Here is a 24890-nt window from a genome sequence, read left to right as displayed (position 1 = left end):
AATATATTTATTGTATAATTAATATAAACTTTAACTTTAGAAAAAAGAGGTGACAAGACCTTGGCATATACAGCACTTTATAGAGAGTGGAGACCTAAAACATTTAAAGATGTAGTAGGTCAAGAACACATAACAACAACACTTAAAAATCAAATATTAAATGAGAGAATTGCTCATGCATATCTTTTCTGTGGTACTAGAGGAACTGGTAAGACCTCAACAGCTAAAGTGTTTGCAAAGGCTTTAAATTGTTTTAATTTAAAAGATGGTGAGCCTTGTAACGAATGTGAGATGTGTAAGAAAATAAATGAAGGTCTTGCAATAGATGTTACAGAATTAGATGCAGCTTCAAATAACGGAGTTGATAAAATTAGAGATATTATTGAAGATTCTAAATATCCTCCACAAGAGGCTAAATATAAAGTTTATATAATGGATGAGGTTCACATGCTTTCAACAGGAGCAGTTAATGCTTTCCTTAAAACACTAGAGGAACCACCAGCAAATGTTATATTTATTTTAGCAACAACAGATCCTCAAAAGCTTCCAATAACAATACTTTCAAGATGTCAAAGATTTGACTTTAGAAGAATAAATAATTCTGAAATAACAGGAAGACTTAGAGAAATTACTGAAAGTAAGGGAGTTTTTGCAGAAGATAAGAGTTTAGAACTTATTGCAAGAGTATCAGATGGAGCAATGAGAGATTCATTAAGTATATTAGATCAAGCAATTGCAATGGGTGATGGTAATGTAGATTATAATGAATTAGTTTCAATGCTTGGATTGGTTACTAATGAGTATTTATTCCAAATAACTTCAGCTATAATAGAGAGAAATATAGAAAATGCAATGACTACAATAGACAAAATAGTTTATGCAGGTAAGGATATATTTTTATTTATAAAAGATTTAATAGCTCATTATAGAAATCTTCTTATGATTAAAGTAACAAATAATCCAGAAGAGGTTCTTGATATGTCCCTTGAAAATATAGCCCTTGTAAAAGAACAAGGAGAAAGAATAAGGGTAGAAGAAATAATGAGAAGTATTAGAATTTTGCAAGAGGCTGAAGAGAAGGCAAAAATGTCAAAGCAGGCAAGACTGTATTTAGAACTTGCTATAATTAAAATGTGTAAAATAGAATATGATACTTCAAATGAAGTTATACTTGGAAGGTTAAACAGATTAGAGGCAGCTTTAAAATCAGGAAAGATACAAGTGTCTAGTGTTAATCAAGGACAAAAAGTAGATGATGAAAGGGCAGTCACTAATTTAAAGGATCAAGTAGTTTCTAAAAAAATAAATAATAATGTAAAGACTTCAGAGATTATTAAAGAAAATGAAGATCTTTCAAATGATATAACTATACAGAATGTAAAAGCATCATGGAAAGATATATTAGAAGAATTTAAAAATAGAAGAGCTATGATTATTTATGCTTCAATAACTACTGGTAGACCAGCAAGCTGTCAAAATGGAGTAATAACAGTTCAATATACTGAACAATATTCTTTTAATAAAAATAGATTAGAAAAGGCAGAAAACAATAAGATTATAAATGAAGTGTTTTCAGAAGTTTTAAAGGGAAATGTAAGAGTTAGATTTGAAGTTTTAAATGAAGGAAAAGAAAACTCAGCACCAGAAGAGGTATTAAGTGATGTAATAGGAAAAGATTTCCTAGAAATAATTGATGAATAAAGGATTATATTATTTGGTACACTTTAGAATTAATACACATAAGTTATAAAGTGAGAATATAAATGAATAGCACTATAATATATAGTAAAGTTTTTAAAAATAATATATAATTAAAATTAGATTTTTATTATTAAGGAGGACATATACATGGCAAGAGGTGGATTCCCAGGTGGTATGGGAGGAATGAATAACTTAATGAAACAAGCACAGCAAATGCAAAAGAAAATGGAGCAAATGCAAAAAGAGCTTGAAGAAAAAGAATTTGTAGCATCAGTTGGAGGCGGAGCTGTAACTGTAACTGCAAATGGTAAAAAAGATATATTAGCAATTAACATAAAGCCAGAAGTTGTAGATGAAGATGATGTAGAAATGCTAGAAGATTTAGTTTTAAGTGCAGTAAATGAAGCACTAAGAAAGGCAGAACAAGAAACTTCAAATCAAATGGGTAAATTAACTGGTGGAATGAATATACCAGGATTATTTTAATTAAAAGTATTTTATAACTAAATTAATAAAAAGTCAGTTATTTAACTGGCTTTTTTATTTACAAATAATTTTTAAGATCCTTTTAAATTTATTTATATAAGTTGTTAAATAATATAAACTATATTAAACTACTATTATTAGAGTTTTAAAGTTTAATTTTAATAAAGAAAACTTGAAAGGAAGACGAGATTTATGGAATTTTATCCAGTTGCAATAGAGAAACTAATAGAAGAATTTGCAAAGTTACCTAGTATAGGACAAAAGACAGCACAAAGATTAACTCTTCATGTACTTAATTTACCAGAAGATGAAGTAAAAGAATTTGCAGATGCTTTAGTTAAAGCAAGAGGAACAATAAAATATTGTTCAATTTGTGGTAATTTTACTGATTCTGATCCATGTGCAATATGTTCAAATCCTAATAGAGATAAGAGCACTATATGTGTTGTTGAACAACCAAAGGACATAATGACTATGGAGAAAGTAAAAGAATATAATGGAGTTTATCACGTACTTCATGGAAATATTTCACCAATGCAAGGAAGAGGGCCTCAAGATATTAGAATAAGAGAGCTAGTATCTAGAATGAAAGAGGAAATTAAAGAGGTTATTATAGCAACAAATCCTAATATAGAAGGAGAAGCTACAGCAATGTATATAGCAAAAATTCTTAAACCATTAGATATTAAGGTTACTAGAATTGCAGCAGGTATACCAGTTGGTGGAGACTTAGAATATGCAGATGAGGTAACTCTTTCAAAGGCATTAGAAGGAAGAACTCAAATATAAAAAAGAAGGACTCAAAAATTTTTTTGAGTCCCTAATTTAGATGGGAGTTAGAAGTTTTGTTTGAGAATGAGTGAAAAGCTTCTTATGATAATAATCTATGACATTAATAAAAAGATGTTACTAAAATTTAAAAAAGCTTGTATACTTAACCCTGTTTTTGGATAGAATTATATATACACAATTTTTTTAGGGGGTAGTATGGGTAAATTTTTTAGTTTTAACTATTTTAGAAGTATAATATGTAATAAAGATGAAAGCAATAAAATAATTAGAGCAATAGAAGAGACAAACAAAGAGATAGAGGTTGCAAAAAGTATTTTTGATAATGTAGATGATTCATTACTTATTGAAGCCGCAATATATAAAGAAGAAGCAGCAAAAAAACGATATTCTTATTTAATAAATGAAGCAAGGAAGAAAAGTATAAAAGTAAATAGAAAGTATATTATAAACATATGATATTTGCAGAATAAAGAGGTGTTTTTATGGATATGGAATTAATTATATATGGAGTTATAGGATTAATTGTTTTATATGTACTTATAACTTTATTAAAATGGCCAATTAAATTATTAATAAATGGAATAATAGGAGTTATATTATTATATATAGTGAATTTAATTGGAGGCACATTAGGATTTCATATAGCTATAAATATAATAACAGCTTTAATAGCTGGTATATTTGGAATACCTGGAGTGGTAGTACTTATATTATTTCAATTATTTATTTAATAAAATTTAAAGAGAGCAATTTTTACAATAATTTTGTAAAAATTGCTCTCTTTTTTATTACTTATAAAAATAAGTAAAAATATTTAAATAATTTTTGTATGATAGCAAAAACTATAATTTATCAAATAAAATTTTCACTTAAGAAATTATTAAGGATTTAATAAGAAATTGTATAATTTAAAATTAAGTTTTTATATTTAGAATTTTATTATAGAAAGTAATGGAGGGGTAGTAATGAATGTTTTAGAAGTTAGAAACCTTAAAAAGGTTATTGGAAAAAGAGAAATAATAAAAGATTTAAATTTTACAGTAAAACCAGGAGAGATATATGGTTTTTTAGGACCAAATGGAGCTGGTAAAACAACAACAATCAGAATGTTAGTTGGACTTATATCACCTACTTCAGGAGAAGTATTAATTTGTGGAGAAAGTCTACAAAAAAATAAAGAAAAGGCACTTAAGGATGTGGGAGCTGTAGTTGAAAATCCAGAACTTTATAAATACCTTTCAGGAAGAGAAAACTTAATGCAAATTGCAAGAATAAGAAAGGTATCAAAGGATGAAATTAATAAATTAATTAAGCTTGTAGGATTAGAAAATAGAATAGATGATAAAGTTAAAAAATATTCTCTTGGGATGAAACAAAGATTAGGACTTGCAGCAGCTCTTATTGGAAACCCAAAATTATTAATATTAGATGAACCAACAAATGGACTTGATCCATCAGGAATTATAGATTTTAGAAATATAGTTAAAAAAGCTTCAAGAGAAAGAGGAATGGCAGTTCTTGTATCTTCACATATATTAAGTGAAGTTCAGCAACTTTGTGATAGAGTTGCTTTTATAAATGATGGAGTTATAAAGGCTACAGAAGATATGGGTGAGGCAATTCAAGGAACAAGCAAGGAAAGTTTAACATTAGTAACAAGAAATAAAGAGGACAAAGTAATTAAAGTACTTAGAAATCAACCTTTTGTAGTAACAGCAGAGGGAAATAAAGATGGAATAAATGTTGTTATCCATATTGGTATGACTCCTGAATTAATTAAAGCATTAGTAAAAGAAGATATATTGATAGAAGAGATATATAAGAATAGAGAAGGATTAGAACAAAGATATATGGAACTTGTGGAAGGAGGAATAAGATAATGGTACTTACATTAATTAAAAACGAACTTATTAAAATATCAAAAAGAGGAAAAACATGGATAGTGTTTGGGATGTTTATTTTAGCCATGATAGGACTTATAGTTGTTGGTAAAGTTGGTGCAAATGAATCAAAACATTGGAACTCTCCACAAGGACAAATAGAAATTATAGATAAACAGTTAAAATGGCAAAATGAAGATTTAAAAAGTAGTGAAGCACATTTAAAGTCTTTAGAAAATAATAAAACTAAAAATAAATCAGAAATAATTAGCACTAAAGAACGTATAGCTTTTGCAAAGGAGGATATAAAAAGATTAAAAGAAGACAGAAAACTTCAAGAAAAACTTATTAATGCTAAAACTCCAGATTGGAGAGAGGAAGTTAAAGCTTCTATAAAAAATCTTAATAGCGAAAAGGAAAAAGCAAAAAGAGAAGGAAATGTAGATAAAAAATATTTAGATAGTTTAAATAAGCAAATTGATATAAATCAATATTTTTTAGATAATAATTTAAAACCAGTAAAAAAGTGGGAATTCTATCCTAGTAATCTAGCTATACAAGTTATGATGATATTTGGTATGGCAATTTTAGTTGCAGGTATAGCAGTTTTTATGAGTGATATAATATCAGGAGAATGTACTCCAGCAACTCTTAAATTTTTACTAGTACAGCCAATTTCAAGAGGAAAAGTAATATTATCAAAATTTGTAGCAATAGTAATAACAGTTGTTATGATGATATGTGGAAGTGAATTAATAGCCTTTGGAGCAGTTGGAGCATTTACAGGATTTGATGCTATAAAGATGCCAGTAGAACTAGGTCTTAGATATAAAGTAAATCAGGAAATCTTGATGAAAGAAGGCTTTAAGCAATTGGATTTAGTAGCAAACTCAGGATATAATTCAACTATGGGAGATTTTGTTTTACGAAGTTTCTTACTACAAATTTTATTTGTAGTAGCTTGTTGTGCATTTATATTTATGATATCTTCTTTATTTAAGAGTAGTATGATAACTATGGCAGTTTCAGTTGTAATTTCAATTGCTGCTGTAATTTTACCAACTGTAAGTAAAAAAATTGGAGAATATGCACATTTAAATTTCTTAAATTACGGTAATACTCCAGGGGTTATAGGTGGAGACATAGCACATATATATGCAAATACAAATTTCACTCCAGAACTTGGAGCTACACTTATGGTTATAACTATAATAGTTTCATATATAATAGCTCATGTAGTATTTAGTAAAAGAGATATGTTGGTATAAACGTAATAAAGAACAAGGTTTAATTAAACCTTGTTCTTTATTACGTTTGCATTTTTTAAATATATATACTTAATTAAAATATGTATAATGAATCTGCTGATTTGTTAATAATATTTAATGAATTATAAAAAATAAATTATTTGGAGATGATTAAATGCTTAAAATTATGAGAGCACCTTCAAGATATGTTCAAGGTGAAAATGCAATTTTAGAATTAAAAAATCATGTTGAAACATTAGGTACATCTTTTCTTGTTGTAGCTGATTCATTTGTTATGAATATGATGAAACGCACCATTGAAAAATGTTTTGAAAACACTGAAAAAAATGTTTTCTTTGAAATATTTAATGGACAAAGTACTAAGAAAGAAATTGAAAGATTACAAAAAGTTATAAGAGATAATAAGTGTGATGCAATAATAGGTATTGGAGGAGGAAAAACTTTTGATACTGTTAAAGCAGTTGGACATTTTGAAGATATATCAGTTGTTATAGTACCAACAATAGCAGCAACAGATTCTCCTTGTACTGCACTTTCAGTTGTATATAAAGAAGATGGTGAATTTAGTGAGTATCTGTTCTATCCAAAAAATCCAGATCTTGTATTAGTTGATAGTACAATAATTTCTAAAGCACCAGTTAGATTTTTTGTTGCTGGAATGGGAGATGCACTTGCAACATTTTTTGAAGCAAGAACTTGCTTAAATGCAAAGTCACCTAATCTTGTTTCAGGTGCAGTTTCTCAAGCTGGCTACGCACTTTCAAAGCTTTGTTATGAAATATTATTAGAATATGGATTAAAGGCTAAGTTAGCCGTTGAAAATTCAGTATCTGTTCCTGCCGTTGAAAAAGTTTTAGAAGCAACAACTTATTTAAGTGGAGTTGGAGCAGAAAATGGTGGTCTTGCTGCAGCACATTCAATATATAATGGATTTACTGTTCTTAAAGAATGTGAAAAGTATATGCACGGAGAAATAGTTGCATTTGGTACATTAGTACAATTAATATTAGAAGATAGTCCTATGGAAGAAATAGAAGAAGTTATAAACTTCTGCTTAGATGTAAATCTTCCTATAACTCTTAAGCAAATTGGATTAAAAGAAATTAATAAAGATGACATAATGAAAGTTGCAGTTGCAGCTTGTGTTGAAGGAGAAACTATACATAATACTTTAGGTGATGTTAAGGTTGAAGATGTATTTAATGCTATACTTACAGCTAACTCATTAGGAGAACAATATATATAAAAGTATATAATTAATAAAAAAATAACGTAGAAATTAATTTCTACGTTATTTTTTATTTACATTAAATTTATATGATTTAATTTACAAATAAAGCTATAATTAAAGTATAGTATATTTTTAATAAATAATTTAGGGGGAGTATTTAGTGGCAGCAGGAGTTGGAGTAAATTGTTTAGAATGTCCAGAAAAAAAGAATGGAAACTGTGATGGAAAAGACATACAGTGTGTATGTTTTAAATGTCCAAGAAAATTAAGCGAATGCATAATAACAAAATACTGTAGAGAAACAGAATCTGTTCTTTACTTTGGACCAGAATATTAATTCAAAGGAGATGTATTGAGAACATGAGAGAAGAAAAATTAAAAGAATTAAAACAGTATGTCGCAAGTATTGGCAAGATGAACAAGGCACTAGAAATTATATACTGGGATATGCAAACAAAGATGCCAAAGAAGGCTATCGAGCAACGTTCAGAAATTATAGAGCATATGTCAGGCGAAATATTTAAAATGACAACTTCTGATAAGTTAGGAGAACTTTTAAACTATTTCGCGGGAAATACTGAAGGATTATCAGATGTAGATAAAGCTATAATAAAAAATATTGAAAAAGAATACAATGAAACAAAAAAAATTCCAGAGGATAGATATAGAGAATTTATTGTTGCATCAACTCTTTCACAAGGTGCATGGGAAGAAGCTAAGGAAAAAAATGATTTTGAAATATTTAAGCCTCATTTAAAGAAAATGATAGATTTTCAAAGAGAGTTTGTAGATTATTGGGGTTATGAAGATAATAAGTATGATACTCTTTTAGATAAGTATGAAGAAGGATTAACAGTAAGGAAGTTAGATAAATTATTTGGAGAACTTAAAGAAGGAATAATAAAAATATTAGAAAAAATAAATAATAGTGAAAAAACAGTAAATAAAGATTTTTTAATTGGAAAGTTTAGTAAGGAAGATCAAGAAAAGTTTTCTATATTTGTATTAAATAAAATGGGATATGATTTTGGAGCTGGAAGACTTGATGAAAGTATGCATCCATTTACAATAGGCTTTGGTAATAAGGATGTAAGATTAACTACAAATTATGATAATCCTGATTTCACTTCAGCATTATTTAGTTGTGTTCATGAAGCTGGACATGGAATCTTTGAACAAGATATTCCAGATAATCTTCAAAACACTGGACTTGATTCTGCAATTGCAATGAGTATTCATGAATCACAATCTAGATTTTACGAAAATATTATAGGTAGAAGTAAAGAATTTTGGGAATATTTCTTTCCATATGCAAAGTATCAATTTAAGGAATTTAATAATATAACTTTAGAAGAATTTTATGAAGCAGTAAACTATGTAAAACCTTCACTTATAAGAACAGAATCAGATGAATTAACATATAGTCTTCATATAATAATTAGATATGAAATAGAAAAGGCACTTATAAATGGTACATTAACTATTGATGATGTTAAGAATGAATGGAATAAAAAATATAAAGAATACTTAGGGGTAGAACCTAAAAATGATAGCGAAGGAATTCTTCAAGATATACATTGGTCTGATGGATCTTTTGGATATTTTCCAAGTTATGCTTTAGGAAATCTTTATGGAGCACAAATGCTTAATGTTATGAAAAAAGAATATACAGGATTGTATGATGATATTAGAAAAGGAAATTTAGATGGAATTCACAATTGGTTACGTGAAAATGTCCATAAGTATGGAGCAACATATTCTCCAAGTAAGCTTATAAAAATGATAAGTAATGAGGAATTAAGTGCAAAATATTTCTTAGATTACCTAGAAAATAAGTATTTATCAATATATAAGTAGATTTAAATTGTTAACACCTAAAAATAAAATTTTAAACTTTTATTTTTAGGTGTTTTCTTTTTCATTACAAATAGTTTAAAAATTCATAAAAAGTAGGAATAAATACTCTAAAAATAGACTTTATTATTAAAAAATTTAAAAATTAAAAGCATATATTAATACAATATTGAACGATATTAACAAATAAGACTTAAATACTAAGATATGTATCAGAATTAGTACAAAAATAAAGTTTTTAGATAAAAGTTTAAAAGAATAAGTGTGATTTGATAGTTAGTTAAACGATTACAGCAAGGCATATACTATTTCTGTAAAATTAACAATTAAATGAATATTTAGGAAAATCTCTTAAAGCGTTGAAAATAGAGGGATTGCCAAGAACAATTATTTAAATTTTATAAAAAACATAGTAATAATGCAAAAAATATAGATTATAAGAGAAAATGGGATATATTTTTATTTAATAATATAATATTATAAAAAATAGGATTTGTAAGAAAAATATTTAAATTTACATAAAAATTAAAGGGGAATATACTTGAGCCATAGATAGGAACAAGAAAAAGTTCCATAGTCACTTAAAATTGTCGACAAATTTAAGTTGTGTAATTTCAAAAATTAATAGTGAAGGTCGTGAAATTATGGATAATGGTTCAGCAAGTACTAAAAAAAGTTTAACTTTATTTGGGTTCTTTGCAATAACAGCATCTATGGTAATGACAGTATACGAATACCCAACATTTGCAACATCAGGATTTCACTTGGTATTCTTCTTACTATTAGGCGGATTCTTATGGTTTTTACCAGTAGCTCTATGTGCAGCTGAAATGGCTACAGTAGATGGATGGGAAGAAGGAGGAATATTTGCTTGGGTAGGTAATACTTTAGGTGAAAGGTTTGGATTTGCGGCAATATTTTTTCAATGGTTTCAAATTACAGTTGGCTTTGTAACAATGATTTATTTCATATTAGGAGCACTATCATATGTATTTGATTTCCCAGCACTTAATACTAATCCAATTATAAAATTTATAGGTGTTTTAGTAATATTTTGGATTTTAACTTTCTCTCAATTAGGAGGAACAAAAAATACTGCTAAAATAGCAAAGGCAGGATTTATAGTAGGTATCTTAATACCAGCAATAATTTTATTTGGATTGGTAATAGCTTATATAGCTGGAGGAAATCCAATTGATGTAAAAATAAGTTCAAGTACATTTGTACCAGATTTTACAAAGATTAATACATTAGTTGTTTTCGTATCATTTATATTAGCTTATATGGGAGTTGAAGCATCAGCATCTCATGTTAATGAAATGGTTAATCCAAAGAGAGATTATCCAATAGCAATGATAATACTTGTAGTATTAGCTATTATATTAAATACTGTTGGTGGTTTAGGTGTTGCAGCAGTAATACCACAATCACAATTAAACTTAAGTGCAGGTGTTGTACAAACATTTGAAGCTTTAATAGGACACTTTAGTGGAAGCTTAGGTTGGCTTGTAAAAATAATAGCATTAATGATATCCCTTGGTGTTATGGGAGAAGTTAGTGCATGGGTTGTTGGACCTTCAAGAGGAATTTATGTAGCAGCTCAAAAAGGTATTTTACCAAAAGTATTTAGAAAAGTTAATGAACATAATGTTCCAGTTCCATTAATTATGGTTCAAGGACTTGTAGTTACAATATGGGCAGCAGTTCTTACATTCGGTGGAGGCGGAAACAATGTTTCCTTCTTAACTGCAATATCATTAACAGTTGTAATTTACTTAGTTGGATATATATTCTTCTTTATAGGTTATTTTGTATTAATATACAAGAAAAATAATTTAAAGAGAGCATATCAAATTCCAGGAGGTAAAGGAGTAAAAACTATAATTGCAGCAGCTGGATTAATAATGTCAATACTTTCATTAGTAATTTCATTTGTTCCACCAAGCAGTTTAACAGGAAAGAGTATTACAGAATATGAAGCTATATTAGTAATAAGCTTTATAATATCAGTTATAATACCATTTGTTATATATGCATTACATGATAAATCAGAGCATCATAATGTTGAACCTAAAATTTCAAGAATTAAACATCATGAAGTTAATGGTTTCGTACATCCAATGGCAAGAGGAGAACATCATATTAATCCACATCCAAATGATGTTATGAAACAAATAGATAATATGAAAGACTCTGATAAAAAGAACTAAATTATAAAAAATAAAAATTAAAAAAATAGTTCACCAAAAAGGCTAGAATTTACTACTAAATATTTACCTATGATGAACATTAAAATAAAAATTAATTTATGGAGGTAGTAATATGTTGTTTAGTAGAGAAGATAAAAAATTAAAGGATACTTACAGAACACCAATATTTGGAACTGAAGAGGAGGATGTAGAATTACCAAGATATACTCTTCATAAAAATCCAATAGAACCAAGAATCGCTTATAGACTAGTTAAGGATGAATTAATGGATGAAGGTAATGCAAGATTAAATTTAGCTACTTTCTGTCAAACTTATATGGAACCAGAAGCAACTAAGTTAATGTCAGAAACATTAGAAAAGAATGCTATAGATAAATCAGAATATCCACAAACAACTGAACTTGAAAACAGATGTGTAAATATAATTGCTGATTTATGGCATGCACCATCAGATATGAAGTATATGGGAACTTCAACAGTTGGATCATCAGAAGCTTGTATGCTTGGTGGTATGGCAATGAAGTTTAGATGGAGAAACAGAGCAAAAGCATTAGGAATAGATGTAAATGCAAAGAAACCTAATTTAGTAGTATGTTCAGGATATCAAGTATGCTGGGAAAAATTCTGTGTATATTGGGATATAGAAATGAGATTAGTTCCATTAGATGAAGAACATATGAGTTTAAATACTGATAAAGTATTAGATTATGTTGATGAATATACAATTGGTGTAGTTGGAATACTTGGTATAACTTATACTGGAAAATATGATGATATTAAAGCATTAGATAAAAAGATAGAAGAATACAATAAAACTGCAAAAATTTCAGTACCAATTCATGTTGATGCTGCATCAGGTGGATTATTTACACCATTTGTTGAACCAGATTTAGAATGGGATTTTAGATTAAAGAATGTTGTATCAATTAGTACTTCAGGTCATAAATATGGACTTGTTTATCCAGGAATTGGTTGGGTATTATGGAAAGATGAACAATATTTACCAAAAGAATTAGTATTTGAAGTAAGTTACTTAGGTGGCAAGTTACCAACAATGGCTATTAACTTTTCAAGAAGTGCAAGCCAAATAATTGGACAATATTATAACTTCTTAAGATACGGATTTGAAGGATACAGACAAATACATCAAAGAACAAAAGATGTTGCAATGTATTTATCAAAAGAAATAGAAGCTATGGGCTTATTTGAAATATATAATGATGGATCACATCTACCAATAGTTTGCTATAAGTTAAAAGAAGATGCTAATGTAGAATGGTCATTATACGATTTAGCAGATAGATTATTAATGAAGGGATGGCAAGTACCAGCTTATCCATTACCAGAAAATCTACAAGATGTAATAATTCAACGTATTGTATGTCGTGCTGACTTAGGTCATAATATGGCTGAACAATTTATTCAAGATATGAAGGACGGAATTAATGCACTTAATAAAGCTCGTGTATTACAAGAAAGAGAACCAAAGAAAGGTGCATACGGATTTACACACTAATTTGAAGTAAATAAATTATAAAAATAACCTTATTTGAAATTCACTATATTATAAAAGAACTTGTTTAAATTAAATTTAAACAAGTTCTTTTTTATGTAAAAATTAAATCTTATTATTCATTACCTACATGGAAGATTCATATATAAGAAAGGTTATGCCACTTAAATCTAAATGGATTGGACTAAAGTTTAGAAGTGGACTTTTTATTTATAGAATTTAAATATAATTAAAAAAATAGCTTAACTAAAGAAATACAAAATAATTAGTTAAGCTATTTCTAATTTTGTCTATTCTCTTGGAAGTATTAAAAGATTATTATATATATCAAATTAATTATTAGAAATTAATAAATTTATAACAAAAGTATAAAGTTGTATTTTATTTTCTTGCCTATGAATACATAAATCTTAAAATTAAATAACCATGTAAAATTTAAATAATTTTATTTTTTTGATAAAATTTATATTAAACAATAATAATTAACGTTTACATTTTTAAAACTATAAAAAGTTTCCTAAAATATAAAAAGGAGGGCTATTTTATGAAGTATATTAATGTAAAAGGTAAAGCTTTAGAAAATTTAACAATACCTTTTAAATTTTCTCCTAAATATTCTTTAATAATGACTTTTCAAAAAGTTTTTGAAGGGTTAGTTCCAACATTTCAAATAATAGTTACAGCAAATTTTATAAATATAGCTATAAAAATCTTCAATAAACAAGCAGACATAAAAGAAATAATCTTCCCCATTATTTTAATTATATTATTAATATCTTTTCAGTGGACTTCAAAAAAGTTAGTTGATTTTATAAAAGTTAAACTTGAGGCAAAATTAAGGGAAAATTTTAGAGTTATGATAGTTGAAAAGAAGGCTAAACTTAAATATAAGTATATTGAAAATAAGGAAACTTGGGATTTAATATCAAGGGTTTCAGAAACTCCTGAATTACAAATAACAAAATCTTTTGACAATATATTAAATTCAATTGCCTTAGCAATTAGAGTTATAGGTTTAATTTCTGTATTAATTTATGCTGTTTGGTGGTCTGCATTTATAATTCTTTTAATATCAATTCCATTATTTTATTTATCAATAAAGGCTGGAAAGTCAAATTATGAAGCCCATAGAAGTGTTTCAGAATATCAAAGACAGTCTAACTATATAGAAAAAGTAATTACAGGAAGAGAAAGTGCTTCTGAAAGAGCTATATTTCAATATACAAATTTTTTAAATGAAAAGTGGCTGAATTTATATGAAAAGGTAAGAAAATTTGAATTTAAAGTATATGCAAAATGGTTTACTAGAATGAAACTTGGAGGAATAATTACTGCAATTATTTCAGTTTTAATAGTAATAGTTTTATTAAATTTAGTTAAAGATAATTTCTTAAATATAGGTTTATTTATTTCCATAACTAATTCAGTTTTTGACCTTGTTCAAGTAATGAGTTGGGATTTAACTGCATATACTCAAGAACTTGCAAAAAGCAAAGAATATTTAAAAGATTTATCTGAATTTATGAATATGGAGGAATGTAAAAACGCCATAGATAAACCTACCACAGAAAATATAACTTTAGAAATTTTAGAGTTTAAAAATGTATCATTTAAATATCCTAATACTGATAGATATATACTAAAAAATCTTTCATTCATTATAGAAAAGGACAAGCGTTATTCCTTTGTAGGCATAAATGGAGCAGGAAAAACTACAATAACAAAATTAATAACTGGCTTGTATGATGAATTTGAAGGAGAGATTTTAATAAATGGAATAAATATAAAAGAATATACTCAAAGTCAATTGAAAAAATTAACATCAGTAGTTTATCAAGACTTTGCTAAATATTTTATTTCCATTAAAGATAATATAGCATTAGGAAATTTAAATTATACAGATGAAAAACTTAAGGAAAAGGACATAGATAATGCAATTAAGCTTATAGAACTAGATAATTTAGTTTCCAAGTTAGATAAGGGAAAGGAAAGTAATTTAGGAAAGATTAAAAGTGATGGAATTGATGTATCAGGGGGTCAATGGCAACGTATAGCACTAGCTAGAAATATTTTAAGTGATGCATCTTTAAAAATATTAGATGAACCAACAGCGGCACTAGATCCAATAAGTGAAAGTAATCTTTATGATGAGTTTAAAGAAATAAGTAAGGGAAAAACTACAATATTTATAAGTCATAGATTAGGTTCTACAAAACTTGCAGATGAAATTTTTGTAATTGAAAATGGTAAAGTTATAGAAAAAGGTAGTCACAGAGAGCTTATGAATATTAATGGAAAGTATGCAAATATGTATGAAAGTCAAAGGAGTTGGTATTGTGATTAAGGAAAAATCAAAAGATAATATTTCTGTTTCTGAAATATTAAAGATATTAGTACCAATGGTTTTTAAAGCAGCTCCAATTTATTGCATTTTACATATAATTTTTGGTATTTTACATGGAAGTTCTTGGGCTTTTAATACCTTTGCAACTCAAAAATTATTTGATTCAGTTACAGATATGGTAAATGGAAGAGCTACATTATCCTATGCTATATTAATGGCACTTTTACTAGGACTAGTTTTTATAATTTGCCAAGTGTTAAATGGTATAAGTAATTTTATATTTCAAAACTTATTAAAAAAGGCAACTGGAAAGGTAACAAGCTTAGTAAATATAAAAACTGGTAAGATAGACACAATATTATTTGAAAATCCTGAAACTTTAGATAATATAAATAAAGCTAATGAAGGTATACAAAATAGTGTAGTTTTAATTATTATAATGATTACTATTTTTACTACTTATATGCCTTATTTTATAGTTATGGGGATATATTTATATAAGTTAAGACCTATTTTGGCACTTTCACTTTTATTTATTTTCATTCCAATTGTACTTACACAATTTATAAGAGTTAAAATATTTGGTGAACTTGAAGATAAATCAGCACCTATTAGAAGGGAATATGACTACTATGAAAACTGTATAGGAAGTAGAGAATATTTTAAGGAAACACGTATCCTAGGAGCTTTTGGGTACTTTAAAAAGTTATATTTAGATTCCTTAAAAATATTAAATAAAGAAATATGGAAGGCTCAAAAAAAGGCAATAAGCTTAGAGTTATTAATGAAGTTAATAACATTACTTGGTTATTTTGGAGTTCTTTATTTATTAGTTGTTAGTTTAATTGATGGACATATATCAATTGGGGCTTTTGGCGCTATTTTTGCCTCTATAGGAACTATGTTTAATTTAATGGAAGAAATGATTTGTGTTCATATATCAAATATTACTAAAGGAATGGGAACCGTAAGGAATTTTATAAGTTTTTTGAATCTTAAAGAGAAAGAAGGTAGGGATGTAGAAATAGAAGGGGTTCCAGATATAAAATTAGAAAATGTTTCTTTTTCATATCCATTAAGCAATAAACTATCTTTAAATAATATAAATTTACACATAAAATCAGGAGAAACAGTTGCAGTAGTTGGGGAAAATGGTTCTGGAAAAACTACTTTAGTAAAGGTTATGATTGGACTTTATTTGCCAACTAAAGGAGATGTGAAAATAAAAGATTTTAATACAAAGGAAATTTCTAATAAGTCCTTATTTAAAGCTGTTTCAGCAGTATTTCAAAACTTCCAAAAATATAAGATGACTTTAGGAGAAAATATTTCAATTAGCAGTCCTTTAAAGGAGGATTCTTCTAATAAATATAAAGATATTGCAATGAAAAAAGCAGATTTAGTTATGGATAAAGAAAGGTTTAAAGATGGATATAACACAATGCTATCTAGAGAATTTAATGGTATTGATTTATCTGGTGGACAGTGGCAAAGAGTTGCAATTGCAAGAGGATTTTATTCAAATCATAATATTATAGTTTTAGATGAACCAACAGCTGCAATTGATCCTGTTGAAGAAACAAGGCTTTATAAAAAGTTTAATGAAATGTCAAAGGGAAAAACATCTATAATAGTTACTCATAGATTAGGCTCAGCCAAAATTGCAGATAAAATAGTAGTTTTAGATAAAGGTGAGATTGTAGAGTGTGGAACTCATGAGGAACTTTAAAAATAAAGGAAAATATGAGGAGATGTTTAATTCTCAAAAGAAATGGTATGTGGAGATATAAAATTTAAATATAAAATGACTTTATCTTTATAAAGATAAAGTCATTTTATATTTTATAGCTTCTCTATCATTTTTTTAAGAATTGTTGTTGAGTTTTTAACACCAATTGGAGTAAACTTCTCATAATCCATATGAGCCCCATTATTAGCATTATCAGAAATAGATCTTATTACTACAAAAGGAATATGGTTTAAATAGCAAACGTGAGCAATACTTGCTCCTTCCATTTCAACAGCCTTAGCATTAAATTCTTCTTCAAGCCACTTAATTTTTTCAATACTTGCAACAAATTGATCTCCAGATACAATTCTTCCAGAGAAAGTATTAAAACTATCAATTTCATTACAAGCTTCTTTAGAAACTTTAACTAATTCATTATCACATACAAAATCAAAAGTATCTAATCTTGGTATTTGACCATGTCTATCACCAAATACTGTTGTATCCATATCATATTGAACTAAATTTTCAGCTATAACAACATCTCCTGGGTATATATCCATTCCAATACCACCAGCAACTCCAACGTTAATAACTTTATTAACCTTATATTCTGATATAAGTATTTGAGTACAAACTGCTGCATTAACTTTACCTATTCCAGAAACTACAGCAACAACATCCTTGCCCCAAAGCTTACCTTTATGAAAAGTCATATTAGCTTTAACTTTTTTATCTTCAACATCCATATCTTTTAAAAGAATTGCTAATTCTTCATCCATTGCACTTATTATTCCAATTATCATAAACACAATCCTCCATAACAAAAATTAGGTTATAATACCTAACTATCATTATAATGTTAATTAATATTTTAGTAAACCAAAGCAAAACTTATTATTTTATAAGATGTAGGGAATATTATGGTTAAATAAATTTCTTGTATAACCTAATAATATAAAATAAAATATATATAAATATTTTTTACAAAAGGAGAGGAAAAATAATGACAGAACATTCATTATCAAGAATTGAACTCTTGATAGGAAAAGAAGGTTTAGATAAATTAAAAAAAGTGAAAGTAGTTGTATTTGGAGTTGGTGGAGTTGGTAGCTTTACTGTTGAAGCGTTAGCTAGAGCTGGTGTTGGAACTTTAGTTCTAATTGACAATGATACAGTATCAATTAGTAATTTAAACAGACAAATACATGCAAACTATAATACTGTAGATAAAGTTAAAGTTGATGTTATGAAGGAAAGAATTTTAAGTATAAATAAAGATTGCAATGTAATAACTCATCAAACTTTTGTTACGCCAGATAATATTAAAGATTTTATAGATGATGATGTAGACTATGTTGTAGATGCAATTGATACAGTAACTGCAAAAATTGCTATTGCAAAGTATTGCTATGAAAATGATATAAAAATAATAAGTTCAATGGGAACAGGAAATAAGTTTGATCCAACTCAATTTAAAGTAAGTGATGTATTTAAAACAAAAGTATGTCCTCTTGCAAAAGTAATGAGAAGGGAACTTAAAAATAGAGGAGTTAAAAAACTTAAAGTAGTTTATTCAGAAGAACTTCCAGTAAAACCAAATGCTCCAGAGGAAGTTAGTGAAGAGAAGAAAGAAGTTTCAGAAGATAATGGAAAAATAAATATAGTAAAAAGACAAACTCCAGGTAGTATGCCTTTTGTACCTTCAGTTGCAGGTATGATAATTGGGGGAGAAGTTATAAAAGATATAATTGGAATGAACAATAAATAATTATTGTGGATAACTTTTAAGAATTACATTTAAAAAAAGATAAATTTTGACTATTGTCGATTTACTTAGTCAAAAAAATATAATATATAACAGCATACAAAATACAATATGTAGTATCTTGAATAAAAGTTATCAACAACATGTTGATAAAATTGGGGATAACTTTAAAGTTATCCATAAAAATATATAAACTATAAAACATATAATTAAGTAATTGAAATAAATAAAAAAATATAATATATATTTATAGTTCATTATAGTGTCGACTTTGTCGGCACTTTTTATTTAATAAAAATAAGTTCATGTTATATAAATAAAAAGTAGATATTTTATTTATAAATATCAATACTTATACCTTGTAAACACTAGATGATACTATATAATATTGTTATAAGACTAAAATTTTAGGAGAATTTAATATGTCATCAAATAATAATATAAATATATCTTTAAATAAAGGTAGTACAAATGAGTATCTTATAAAAGATAAAAACAATATAAGTATAGGTAGGTTTTCAATAGAAGAATTAGATATAACTAATAAAAGATGTACAATTGATTTTAAATTCTATAGAGAAAATGATTATAAGCTATTAAGAGAAACATTAGAACTTGTATTAATGGCAACATTTAAAGATAAAAATATTTTTAAAGTCAATATAAAGGTTAGTGAGGGAATTAATCTTGCACCTTTTCTTGATTTAGGATTTATATTAGAAGGTATATTATCAGATAATATTTTTTTAAATGGAATTTATAAAGATGAATTTATATTAGGAATAAATAGAGAAGACTATAGATATAAAAATTGTGCACCAATGATACAATTAAAAGGAGAAAATATAATTTTAAGGAATTTAACTCCTAATGATGCAGAAGGTTTATTATTATACTATACTAAAAATAAGAAGCATTTAGAAAAGTTTGAACCTACAAGAGATAATGAATTTTTTACAATAGAATGTCAAAGAAATTTATTAAATGAAAGTTATAAACAATTTTTAAATGGAACTTCAATAGATTTAGCAATTATAAAGGATGATATCATAATAGGAAAAGTTAGATTATCAAACATAGTTTATGGAGTTTTCAAAAGTGGAATATTAGGTTATTCTATGGATGAAGACTATCAAGGTAGAGGATATATGAAAGAAGCAGTTAATTTAGTAGTAAATTATGCTTTTAAAGATTTGGATCTTCATAGAGTTGAAGCATCAGTTTTATTAGAAAATGAAAGATCTAAAGGAGTATTATTAGGAACTGGATTTAAACAATTAGGGATAAATGAGAAATATCTTTTTATAAATGGTATATGGCAGGATCATATAACATATTACAAAATAAAAAAATAAAGAAATTAACAAGACTTATTATATAATAATGCTATTTACAGGAGTGTTAGTATGAGAAAAAAAGATGGTACAGCAAAAGTGGGTAAAAAAAGAAATAAGCTAATTACTATTTTGGGGATTATATGTATTTTAGGAGGCGTAATTTTAATTGCACATCCATTTATTGAAATAGGATTAGATAAAATGGATATATCAAAAAATATAAATCAGTGGGATAAGCAAAGAAAAAGTGAAGTAGCTAAAAAACCAGATAGTAGTAATAAGAATAAGAAAAAAAATAAATATCCTGTTGTTAAAGTAGACGGAAAAAGCATAATAGGTAAAATAATTGTTGTAAAAACAGGAGAGCAAATACCAATACTTATGGGAGCTACAGAAGAAAACCTAAGAGGTGGTGCTACACTTTATGATAATGGAATATATCCAGGAGATAATGGTACAGCAGTTATATTAGGTCATAGAGAAACAACCTTTGGATTTTTAGAAAATATAAAGGTTGGAGATGAAGTTGAAGTTCAAAGTTTAAACAATACTTACAAATTTAAAGTTAAAAAGACGTATGTTACAAAACCAGATAATGAATCAATTCTTGCGCAGGAAAAAAGACCAAGCCTTACTTTAGTAACTTGTTATCCTTTTAGATATGTTGGACCTGCACCTGATAGATTTATAGTTAAACTCGATTTAATTAAATAAAAATAGGAAAAACAAGGTGATAAATAGTATGAGAAAGTATAAAGATATTGTAAGGTGGTTAAGTTTACTTATAGTTACCACCGTAACATTACAGTTCCTTCCTATAAAAGGAACTAATTATGCATATGCAGATAATAATAGTAATAATAATTCAAAAAATGATTTAGAAGAAGAAAATAATGAATTAGATACTAGTAAAGATTTATATTATAAATTTCCATACTTAAATGAAAACAAAGGACAAATTGCACCGGAAATGAACGAAAAACAAAAGATGAGTTTATCAAAAAATACACCAATAACAATAGGGGAATATAAAGAAATACTAAAAAATAGCATTTTAAAAAATAAAATTAATAAAGATGAAGTTCAAGAAAATGAAAATAATAATGATCTTTCTTCAGTAGGAGGAAAGGTTTGGAATGACTTAAATGGAGATGGAATACAACAGGACAATGAATCATTAGTTAGAAGTGCAATAGTAGAACTTTTAGATGAAAATAAGAATGTTATTAGAAAGACTGATACAGACTATTTTGGAAGATACATTTTTGAAAATTTAGGTGAAGGAGTTTACTATGTAAAAGTTCTTTTATTTGATGATTATAAATTATTTACAAAGCAAGAAAGTAGTGAAGATACTAACATTGATAGTAACTTTAATGATAATGGAATAAGTTCAAAAATAGAACTAAATAAAGGAAAAAATGATTATAGTATTGATGCTGGACTTCTAAAACCTATAAGCATAGGTGATTATGTTTGGAATGATACTAATTGGAATGGAAAACATGATGAAGGTGAATATGGTATTTCAGGAGTTACTGTTAACTTATATAAAGATGGAAAATTAGTACATAAAACAAAAACAAATGAAAATGGATATTACACTTTTAATAATCTTTTACCAGGAGAATATAAATTAAAATTTATATCACCAACAGATATATACATGCCAACATTAAATGTTAATAGTGATAGTAGTATAATAAATGATGCAGGAGAAACAAAGATATACTCATTACTTTCAGGAGATAATAAAAAGGATATTGATGGAGCCTTTCATAAAGCAAAAATAAAAAGTAGAGTTTTTGAAGATAAAAATTATAATGGAATAAAAGATAAAGATGAAAACGGAATAAGTAATGTTGAAGTTAAATTATTTTCAGAAGATGGACAATTAATAAAAACAACTATAACTGACAGCAATGGATTATATGAATTTAATAACTTATTACCAGGTAGATATTTTATTAAAGTTATAAAACCAATAGAATACAATTATTTTTCACCAAAAGTAGATACTGATAGTGAAAATAAAAGCTCAGTAAACAGAAGAGGAATATCAAATACTGTATATATAGGTAAAGGACAATTATATAGTAATTTAAATGCAGGTATGACCTTTTTTGGAGAAGTGAGTGCGAAAGTTTTTGAGGATAGTAATTACAATGGAATAAAAGATAATAATGAAAAATTTTGCAAGGGAATAAGAGTTAAATTACTTAATTCTAATGGAGATGAAGTTAAAGATATATTTGGAAATAAGGTAGGAGAAAAAACTACAGATAAAAATGGAAGAGTATATTTTAAACAATTACCTAAAGGTAAATATAAGGTTAATGTTATACTACCTAATGGTTATAGTAATTTTACTAAACAAAATACAAATATAAATGAAAACTTTAGTAATGTTAATACTGGTGGATTTAGTGAAAATATTAATGTTAATAACTTTAGTTCCAATAATACAGTAAGTGCTGGTATTGTTAAGGCTGGAAAGATTAGTAGTAGAGTTTGGAATGATAAAAATAGAAATGAAAAAGAAGATGAAGGCGAAGAAGGAATAGAAGGTATTAATGTATTACTTTGTGATGGAAATGGAAAACTTATTTCAATAGCTAACACAGATAAAGATGGAAGATATAGCTTTAATAATTTAGAGCCAGGGGAATACTATACATTATTTCAAGTACCATCAAACTTTGGAGTAACTAATCTAAAAAATAATAAAAATAAAGAATATAAAAGTAAGAAAATTATATTGGTATCAGGAGAAAATAATAAAAGCTTAAAATTAGGCTTATATAAAAAAGATGACATAAAAAATGATAAATTAGAATTACCAAGCACTGGGAAAGATTTTTCTAAATATATGTTAATAGGAAGTGGGCTAATAATATTAGGAGTTGCTATTATCCTATTAAAACAAAAAAATAACAAAAAAGAAAAATAATAATTAAAAAGGAATTGTATTAGAATTTTATATAATACAATTCCTTTTTATTTTTTAGATACTATATTCTAATACTGTAGTTTCTCCTGCTACAACATCAATGCCTATTTTTGCGTCTATTGATTTGGTAATATCAGGATTTGTAATAAGAACAGGAGTAACTAATGATAGACCTTTGCTTTTAATAAACTCTCTATCTATTTTTATAATAGGAGTTCCAGTCTTAACAGTTGTTCCTTGTTCAACTAGTTGCTCAAATCCTTCTCCATTAAGAGATACAGTTTCAATTCCTATATGTACAAGAATTTCGATATCGTTTTCTAAAGTCATAGCAAAAGCATGCTTAGTTTTAAATACTAAAGTTAAGTCACCATCACAAGGAGCTACAATAACATCACCTGTTGAATCAATTCCTAATCCATCTCCAGCCATTTTTTGAGCAAATACTGGATCTGGAATATCTGATAAATCAATAGTTTTTCCGGTAACAGGTGCAACAAAACTTAATGAGCTATTTCTTTTATTTTTCTTTAAAAATTCAAACATATTTTCAAATCCTTTCAATTAAAACGTTTTAAATTTTAATTATTGTGTTACATATAATTGTGTTACATATAATATAGAAATAGTATAACATTTTTGTATTTTTATCAAGATTGATACTACTTGCAAGGATATTTATATCAATAGTTGCAGATATATTTATATTGATTACTATATTAACTTTAGCAATAATAAAGATAAGATAAATGTTAAGCTATTTTAAGTTAGTAGCTTTTTCTTTTTATAAAAAATAATTATTATAATATTTAATTATATAGAAATTTTAAGTTAAGAAAGGAATTGTAATATGAGATCTTTAAGTAAAGGTAGTTTTATCAATATGGTTAATATAAGACCTAAAAGTATAATGGAGGGATTTAATAATTATAGTAATGCAATAATTACATATAAAAACATTAGTGAAGCTGAGTACATTGAAAATAACTTTATTAAATTTCTAAATGAAGCTTATGAAGAGAATGATAGATTTATAGTTGATTATTATGGAAATGTTTTAACTAATGAAGAATTTAGTAGGATGTTAAAAGAAGTAACAGAAGAGGAAAAAAGGATTCTTAATAATATAAAAAATAATTTTAATAGTGAAGATATATATTTTCAAATTGAAGACAAGAGTATTTTAAATATCTTCATAAAGTTATCTTTAAAGGGAATATTATTTAGCACTTTCTATTTTATAGATGATGAAATTACTATATGGAGCAATTATGATTATAAATTTGTTATGTTTTTTAATAAAGATGAGACTTTAGAAAAATATAAATTATTAGCAGAAAAATATAAATTAATTATAAAAAATGTTAAAAAAGTTGAATAATACAAGAATTATCACACAAACTATACCTAGTGTATCAATATAAGATAAATATAGTAATAATAAGAAAACAAAAGAAATATAAATATAAATTAATCATACAGGGAAAATAAAGTCGAAAAGTGTCAAAAATCCATATATAATAAGTCATGTCGCTTGAGGGCGACGAGATAAAATGGTCTTTGAAAATTGAACAGAATATAGAAATACATTTAGAACCAGCAATTCTTTTTATTAAAGTAAGTTTTAGAGTAAGATTAAACTTTTTATTGAGAGTTTGATCCTGGCTCAGGACGAACGCTGGCGGCGTGCCTAACACATGCAAGTCGAGCGATGAAATTTCCTTCGGGAAATGGATTAGCGGCGGACGGGTGAGTAACACGTGGGTAACCTGCCTTGTAGAGGGGAATAGCCTTCCGAAAGGAAGATTAATACCGCATAATATTGTA

21 protein-coding genes and 1 rRNA gene are annotated in these 24890 nt (G+C 26.7%); 20 read left to right on the top strand and 2 right to left on the bottom strand.

What is annotated here, in order from left to right:
* The first annotated feature begins 60 nt into the window (after nt 1-60).
* The 14 genes from dnaX to J2Z53_RS12970 all read left to right on the top strand — a co-directional run bounded on the left by dnaX (nt 61) and on the right by J2Z53_RS12970 (nt 17008).
* A complete protein-coding gene (gene dnaX / locus J2Z53_RS10755; RefSeq protein ID WP_209797497.1) occupies nt 61-1701 on the top strand; it encodes a DNA polymerase III subunit gamma/tau in 1641 nt (546 codons plus the stop codon).
* A gap of 147 nt (nt 1702-1848) precedes the next feature.
* Nucleotides 1849-2187: a YbaB/EbfC family nucleoid-associated protein gene (locus J2Z53_RS10750; protein WP_209797496.1), complete on the top strand. Its 339-nt coding sequence runs from the start codon at nt 1849-1851 to the stop codon at nt 2185-2187.
* A 192-nt stretch (nt 2188-2379) separates the two neighbouring features.
* On the top strand, nt 2380-2976 hold the full coding sequence (gene recR, locus J2Z53_RS10745) for a recombination mediator RecR (RefSeq protein WP_209797495.1): 597 nt from the start codon (nt 2380-2382) through the stop codon (nt 2974-2976).
* Between the two features lie 198 nt (nt 2977-3174).
* Nucleotides 3175-3435, top strand: a complete 261-nt coding sequence (locus J2Z53_RS10740) for a YaaL family protein (RefSeq protein WP_209797494.1) — start codon at nt 3175-3177, stop codon at nt 3433-3435.
* A gap of 26 nt (nt 3436-3461) precedes the next feature.
* On the top strand, nt 3462-3710 hold the full coding sequence (locus tag J2Z53_RS10735) for a pro-sigmaK processing inhibitor BofA family protein (protein ID WP_209797493.1): 249 nt from the start codon (nt 3462-3464) through the stop codon (nt 3708-3710).
* A gap of 234 nt (nt 3711-3944) precedes the next feature.
* Nucleotides 3945-4859 carry an ABC transporter ATP-binding protein gene (locus J2Z53_RS10730; protein ID WP_209797492.1) on the top strand — a complete coding sequence of 305 codons (915 nt, stop codon included), beginning with the start codon at nt 3945-3947 and terminating at the stop codon, nt 4857-4859.
* Complete coding sequence (locus J2Z53_RS10725) at nt 4859-6127, top strand: ABC transporter permease (protein WP_209797491.1); 1269 nt, start codon at nt 4859-4861, stop codon at nt 6125-6127. Before J2Z53_RS10730 ends, J2Z53_RS10725 begins: the two co-directional genes overlap by 1 nt.
* A gap of 154 nt (nt 6128-6281) precedes the next feature.
* Nucleotides 6282-7373: a glycerol dehydrogenase gene (locus J2Z53_RS10720; RefSeq protein WP_209797490.1), complete on the top strand. Its 1092-nt coding sequence runs from the start codon at nt 6282-6284 to the stop codon at nt 7371-7373.
* Between the two features lie 145 nt (nt 7374-7518).
* A complete protein-coding gene (locus J2Z53_RS10715; protein WP_209797489.1) occupies nt 7519-7695 on the top strand; it encodes a hypothetical protein in 177 nt (58 codons plus the stop codon).
* A 23-nt stretch (nt 7696-7718) separates the two neighbouring features.
* Nucleotides 7719-9215 (top strand): carboxypeptidase M32, encoded by a 1497-nt coding sequence (locus J2Z53_RS10710; RefSeq protein ID WP_209797488.1) that lies wholly within the window; start codon nt 7719-7721, stop codon nt 9213-9215.
* 641 nt (nt 9216-9856) lie between these two features.
* Entirely contained in the window at nt 9857-11422 is a 1566-nt protein-coding gene (gene gadC / locus J2Z53_RS10705; RefSeq protein ID WP_209797535.1) for a glutamate:gamma-aminobutyrate antiporter, read from the top strand.
* Nucleotides 11423-11534: 112 nt separating this feature from the next.
* Nucleotides 11535-12938, top strand: a complete 1404-nt coding sequence (locus tag J2Z53_RS10700; RefSeq protein ID WP_209797487.1) for a glutamate decarboxylase — start codon at nt 11535-11537, stop codon at nt 12936-12938.
* 541 nt (nt 12939-13479) lie between these two features.
* Nucleotides 13480-15279: an ABC transporter ATP-binding protein gene (locus J2Z53_RS10695; RefSeq protein WP_234925846.1), complete on the top strand. Its 1800-nt coding sequence runs from the start codon at nt 13480-13482 to the stop codon at nt 15277-15279.
* The gene (locus J2Z53_RS12970) at nt 15272-17008 is read left to right on the top strand and encodes an ABC transporter ATP-binding protein (protein ID WP_209797486.1); all 1737 of its coding nucleotides are present in this window, start codon (nt 15272-15274) and stop codon (nt 17006-17008) included. The genes J2Z53_RS10695 and J2Z53_RS12970 overlap by 8 nt, the downstream gene beginning before the upstream one ends.
* A 113-nt stretch (nt 17009-17121) precedes the next feature.
* Here J2Z53_RS12970 and J2Z53_RS10685 read toward each other — a convergent pair whose 3' ends face one another.
* The gene (locus tag J2Z53_RS10685; protein ID WP_209797485.1) at nt 17122-17814 is read right to left on the bottom strand and encodes a 5'-methylthioadenosine/adenosylhomocysteine nucleosidase; all 693 of its coding nucleotides are present in this window, start codon (nt 17812-17814) and stop codon (nt 17122-17124) included.
* 200 nt (nt 17815-18014) lie between these two features.
* Here J2Z53_RS10685 and J2Z53_RS10680 point away from each other — a divergent pair, with 200 nt between their 5' ends.
* From J2Z53_RS10680 to J2Z53_RS10665, 4 genes are all read left to right on the top strand, one after another.
* Entirely contained in the window at nt 18015-18779 is a 765-nt protein-coding gene (locus tag J2Z53_RS10680; RefSeq protein WP_209797484.1) for a tRNA threonylcarbamoyladenosine dehydratase, read from the top strand.
* A gap of 419 nt (nt 18780-19198) precedes the next feature.
* Nucleotides 19199-20131: a GNAT family N-acetyltransferase gene (locus tag J2Z53_RS10675; protein ID WP_209797483.1), complete on the top strand. Its 933-nt coding sequence runs from the start codon at nt 19199-19201 to the stop codon at nt 20129-20131.
* 51 nt (nt 20132-20182) lie between these two features.
* Nucleotides 20183-20827, top strand: coding sequence for a class D sortase (locus tag J2Z53_RS10670; RefSeq protein ID WP_209797482.1), 645 nt, complete (start codon nt 20183-20185; stop codon nt 20825-20827).
* 28 nt (nt 20828-20855) lie between these two features.
* Entirely contained in the window at nt 20856-23063 is a 2208-nt protein-coding gene (locus tag J2Z53_RS10665) for an SdrD B-like domain-containing protein (protein WP_209797481.1), read from the top strand.
* A gap of 54 nt (nt 23064-23117) precedes the next feature.
* On the opposite strand, the gene J2Z53_RS10660 is transcribed toward J2Z53_RS10665, so the two are convergent.
* A complete protein-coding gene (locus tag J2Z53_RS10660; protein WP_209797480.1) occupies nt 23118-23609 on the bottom strand; it encodes a PTS sugar transporter subunit IIA in 492 nt (163 codons plus the stop codon).
* Between the two features lie 304 nt (nt 23610-23913).
* On the opposite strand from J2Z53_RS10660, the gene J2Z53_RS10655 reads away from it, so the two are divergent.
* The gene (locus J2Z53_RS10655; protein WP_209797479.1) at nt 23914-24444 is read left to right on the top strand and encodes a hypothetical protein; all 531 of its coding nucleotides are present in this window, start codon (nt 23914-23916) and stop codon (nt 24442-24444) included.
* A gap of 262 nt (nt 24445-24706) precedes the next feature.
* Nucleotides 24707-24890 (top strand): 16S ribosomal RNA (locus J2Z53_RS10650); the annotation flags it as partial.

Origin of the sequence: Clostridium moniliforme, assembly GCF_017873235.1 — a bacterium.
In the GTDB taxonomy this organism is placed as follows: Bacteria; Bacillota; Clostridia; order Clostridiales; family Clostridiaceae; genus Clostridium; species Clostridium moniliforme.
Note: the sequence above shows the minus strand (reverse complement) of the source record. Positions and strands in the feature narration are given on the sequence as shown.

Coding starts and splice junctions, on each gene's coding strand:
- J2Z53_RS10730 (WP_209797492.1), top strand. CDS start 3,945: ATGAATGTTTTAGAAGTTAGAAACCTTAAAAAGGTTATTGGAAAAAGA.
- J2Z53_RS10710 (WP_209797488.1), top strand. CDS start 7,719: ATGAGAGAAGAAAAATTAAAAGAATTAAAACAGTATGTCGCAAGTATT.
- J2Z53_RS10720 (WP_209797490.1), top strand. CDS start 6,282: ATGCTTAAAATTATGAGAGCACCTTCAAGATATGTTCAAGGTGAAAAT.
- J2Z53_RS10685 (WP_209797485.1), bottom strand. CDS start 17,814: ATGATAATTGGAATAATAAGTGCAATGGATGAAGAATTAGCAATTCTT.
- J2Z53_RS10675 (WP_209797483.1), top strand. CDS start 19,199: ATGTCATCAAATAATAATATAAATATATCTTTAAATAAAGGTAGTACA.
- recR (WP_209797495.1), top strand. CDS start 2,380: ATGGAATTTTATCCAGTTGCAATAGAGAAACTAATAGAAGAATTTGCA.
- J2Z53_RS10725 (WP_209797491.1), top strand. CDS start 4,859: ATGGTACTTACATTAATTAAAAACGAACTTATTAAAATATCAAAAAGA.
- J2Z53_RS10700 (WP_209797487.1), top strand. CDS start 11,535: ATGTTGTTTAGTAGAGAAGATAAAAAATTAAAGGATACTTACAGAACA.
- J2Z53_RS10660 (WP_209797480.1), bottom strand. CDS start 23,609: ATGTTTGAATTTTTAAAGAAAAATAAAAGAAATAGCTCATTAAGTTTT.
- J2Z53_RS10740 (WP_209797494.1), top strand. CDS start 3,175: ATGGGTAAATTTTTTAGTTTTAACTATTTTAGAAGTATAATATGTAAT.
- J2Z53_RS10670 (WP_209797482.1), top strand. CDS start 20,183: ATGAGAAAAAAAGATGGTACAGCAAAAGTGGGTAAAAAAAGAAATAAG.
- J2Z53_RS10665 (WP_209797481.1), top strand. CDS start 20,856: ATGAGAAAGTATAAAGATATTGTAAGGTGGTTAAGTTTACTTATAGTT.
- J2Z53_RS10695 (WP_234925846.1), top strand. CDS start 13,480: ATGAAGTATATTAATGTAAAAGGTAAAGCTTTAGAAAATTTAACAATA.
- J2Z53_RS10735 (WP_209797493.1), top strand. CDS start 3,462: ATGGATATGGAATTAATTATATATGGAGTTATAGGATTAATTGTTTTA.
- gadC (WP_209797535.1), top strand. CDS start 9,857: ATGGATAATGGTTCAGCAAGTACTAAAAAAAGTTTAACTTTATTTGGG.
- J2Z53_RS10750 (WP_209797496.1), top strand. CDS start 1,849: ATGGCAAGAGGTGGATTCCCAGGTGGTATGGGAGGAATGAATAACTTA.
- J2Z53_RS10655 (WP_209797479.1), top strand. CDS start 23,914: ATGAGATCTTTAAGTAAAGGTAGTTTTATCAATATGGTTAATATAAGA.
- J2Z53_RS10680 (WP_209797484.1), top strand. CDS start 18,015: ATGACAGAACATTCATTATCAAGAATTGAACTCTTGATAGGAAAAGAA.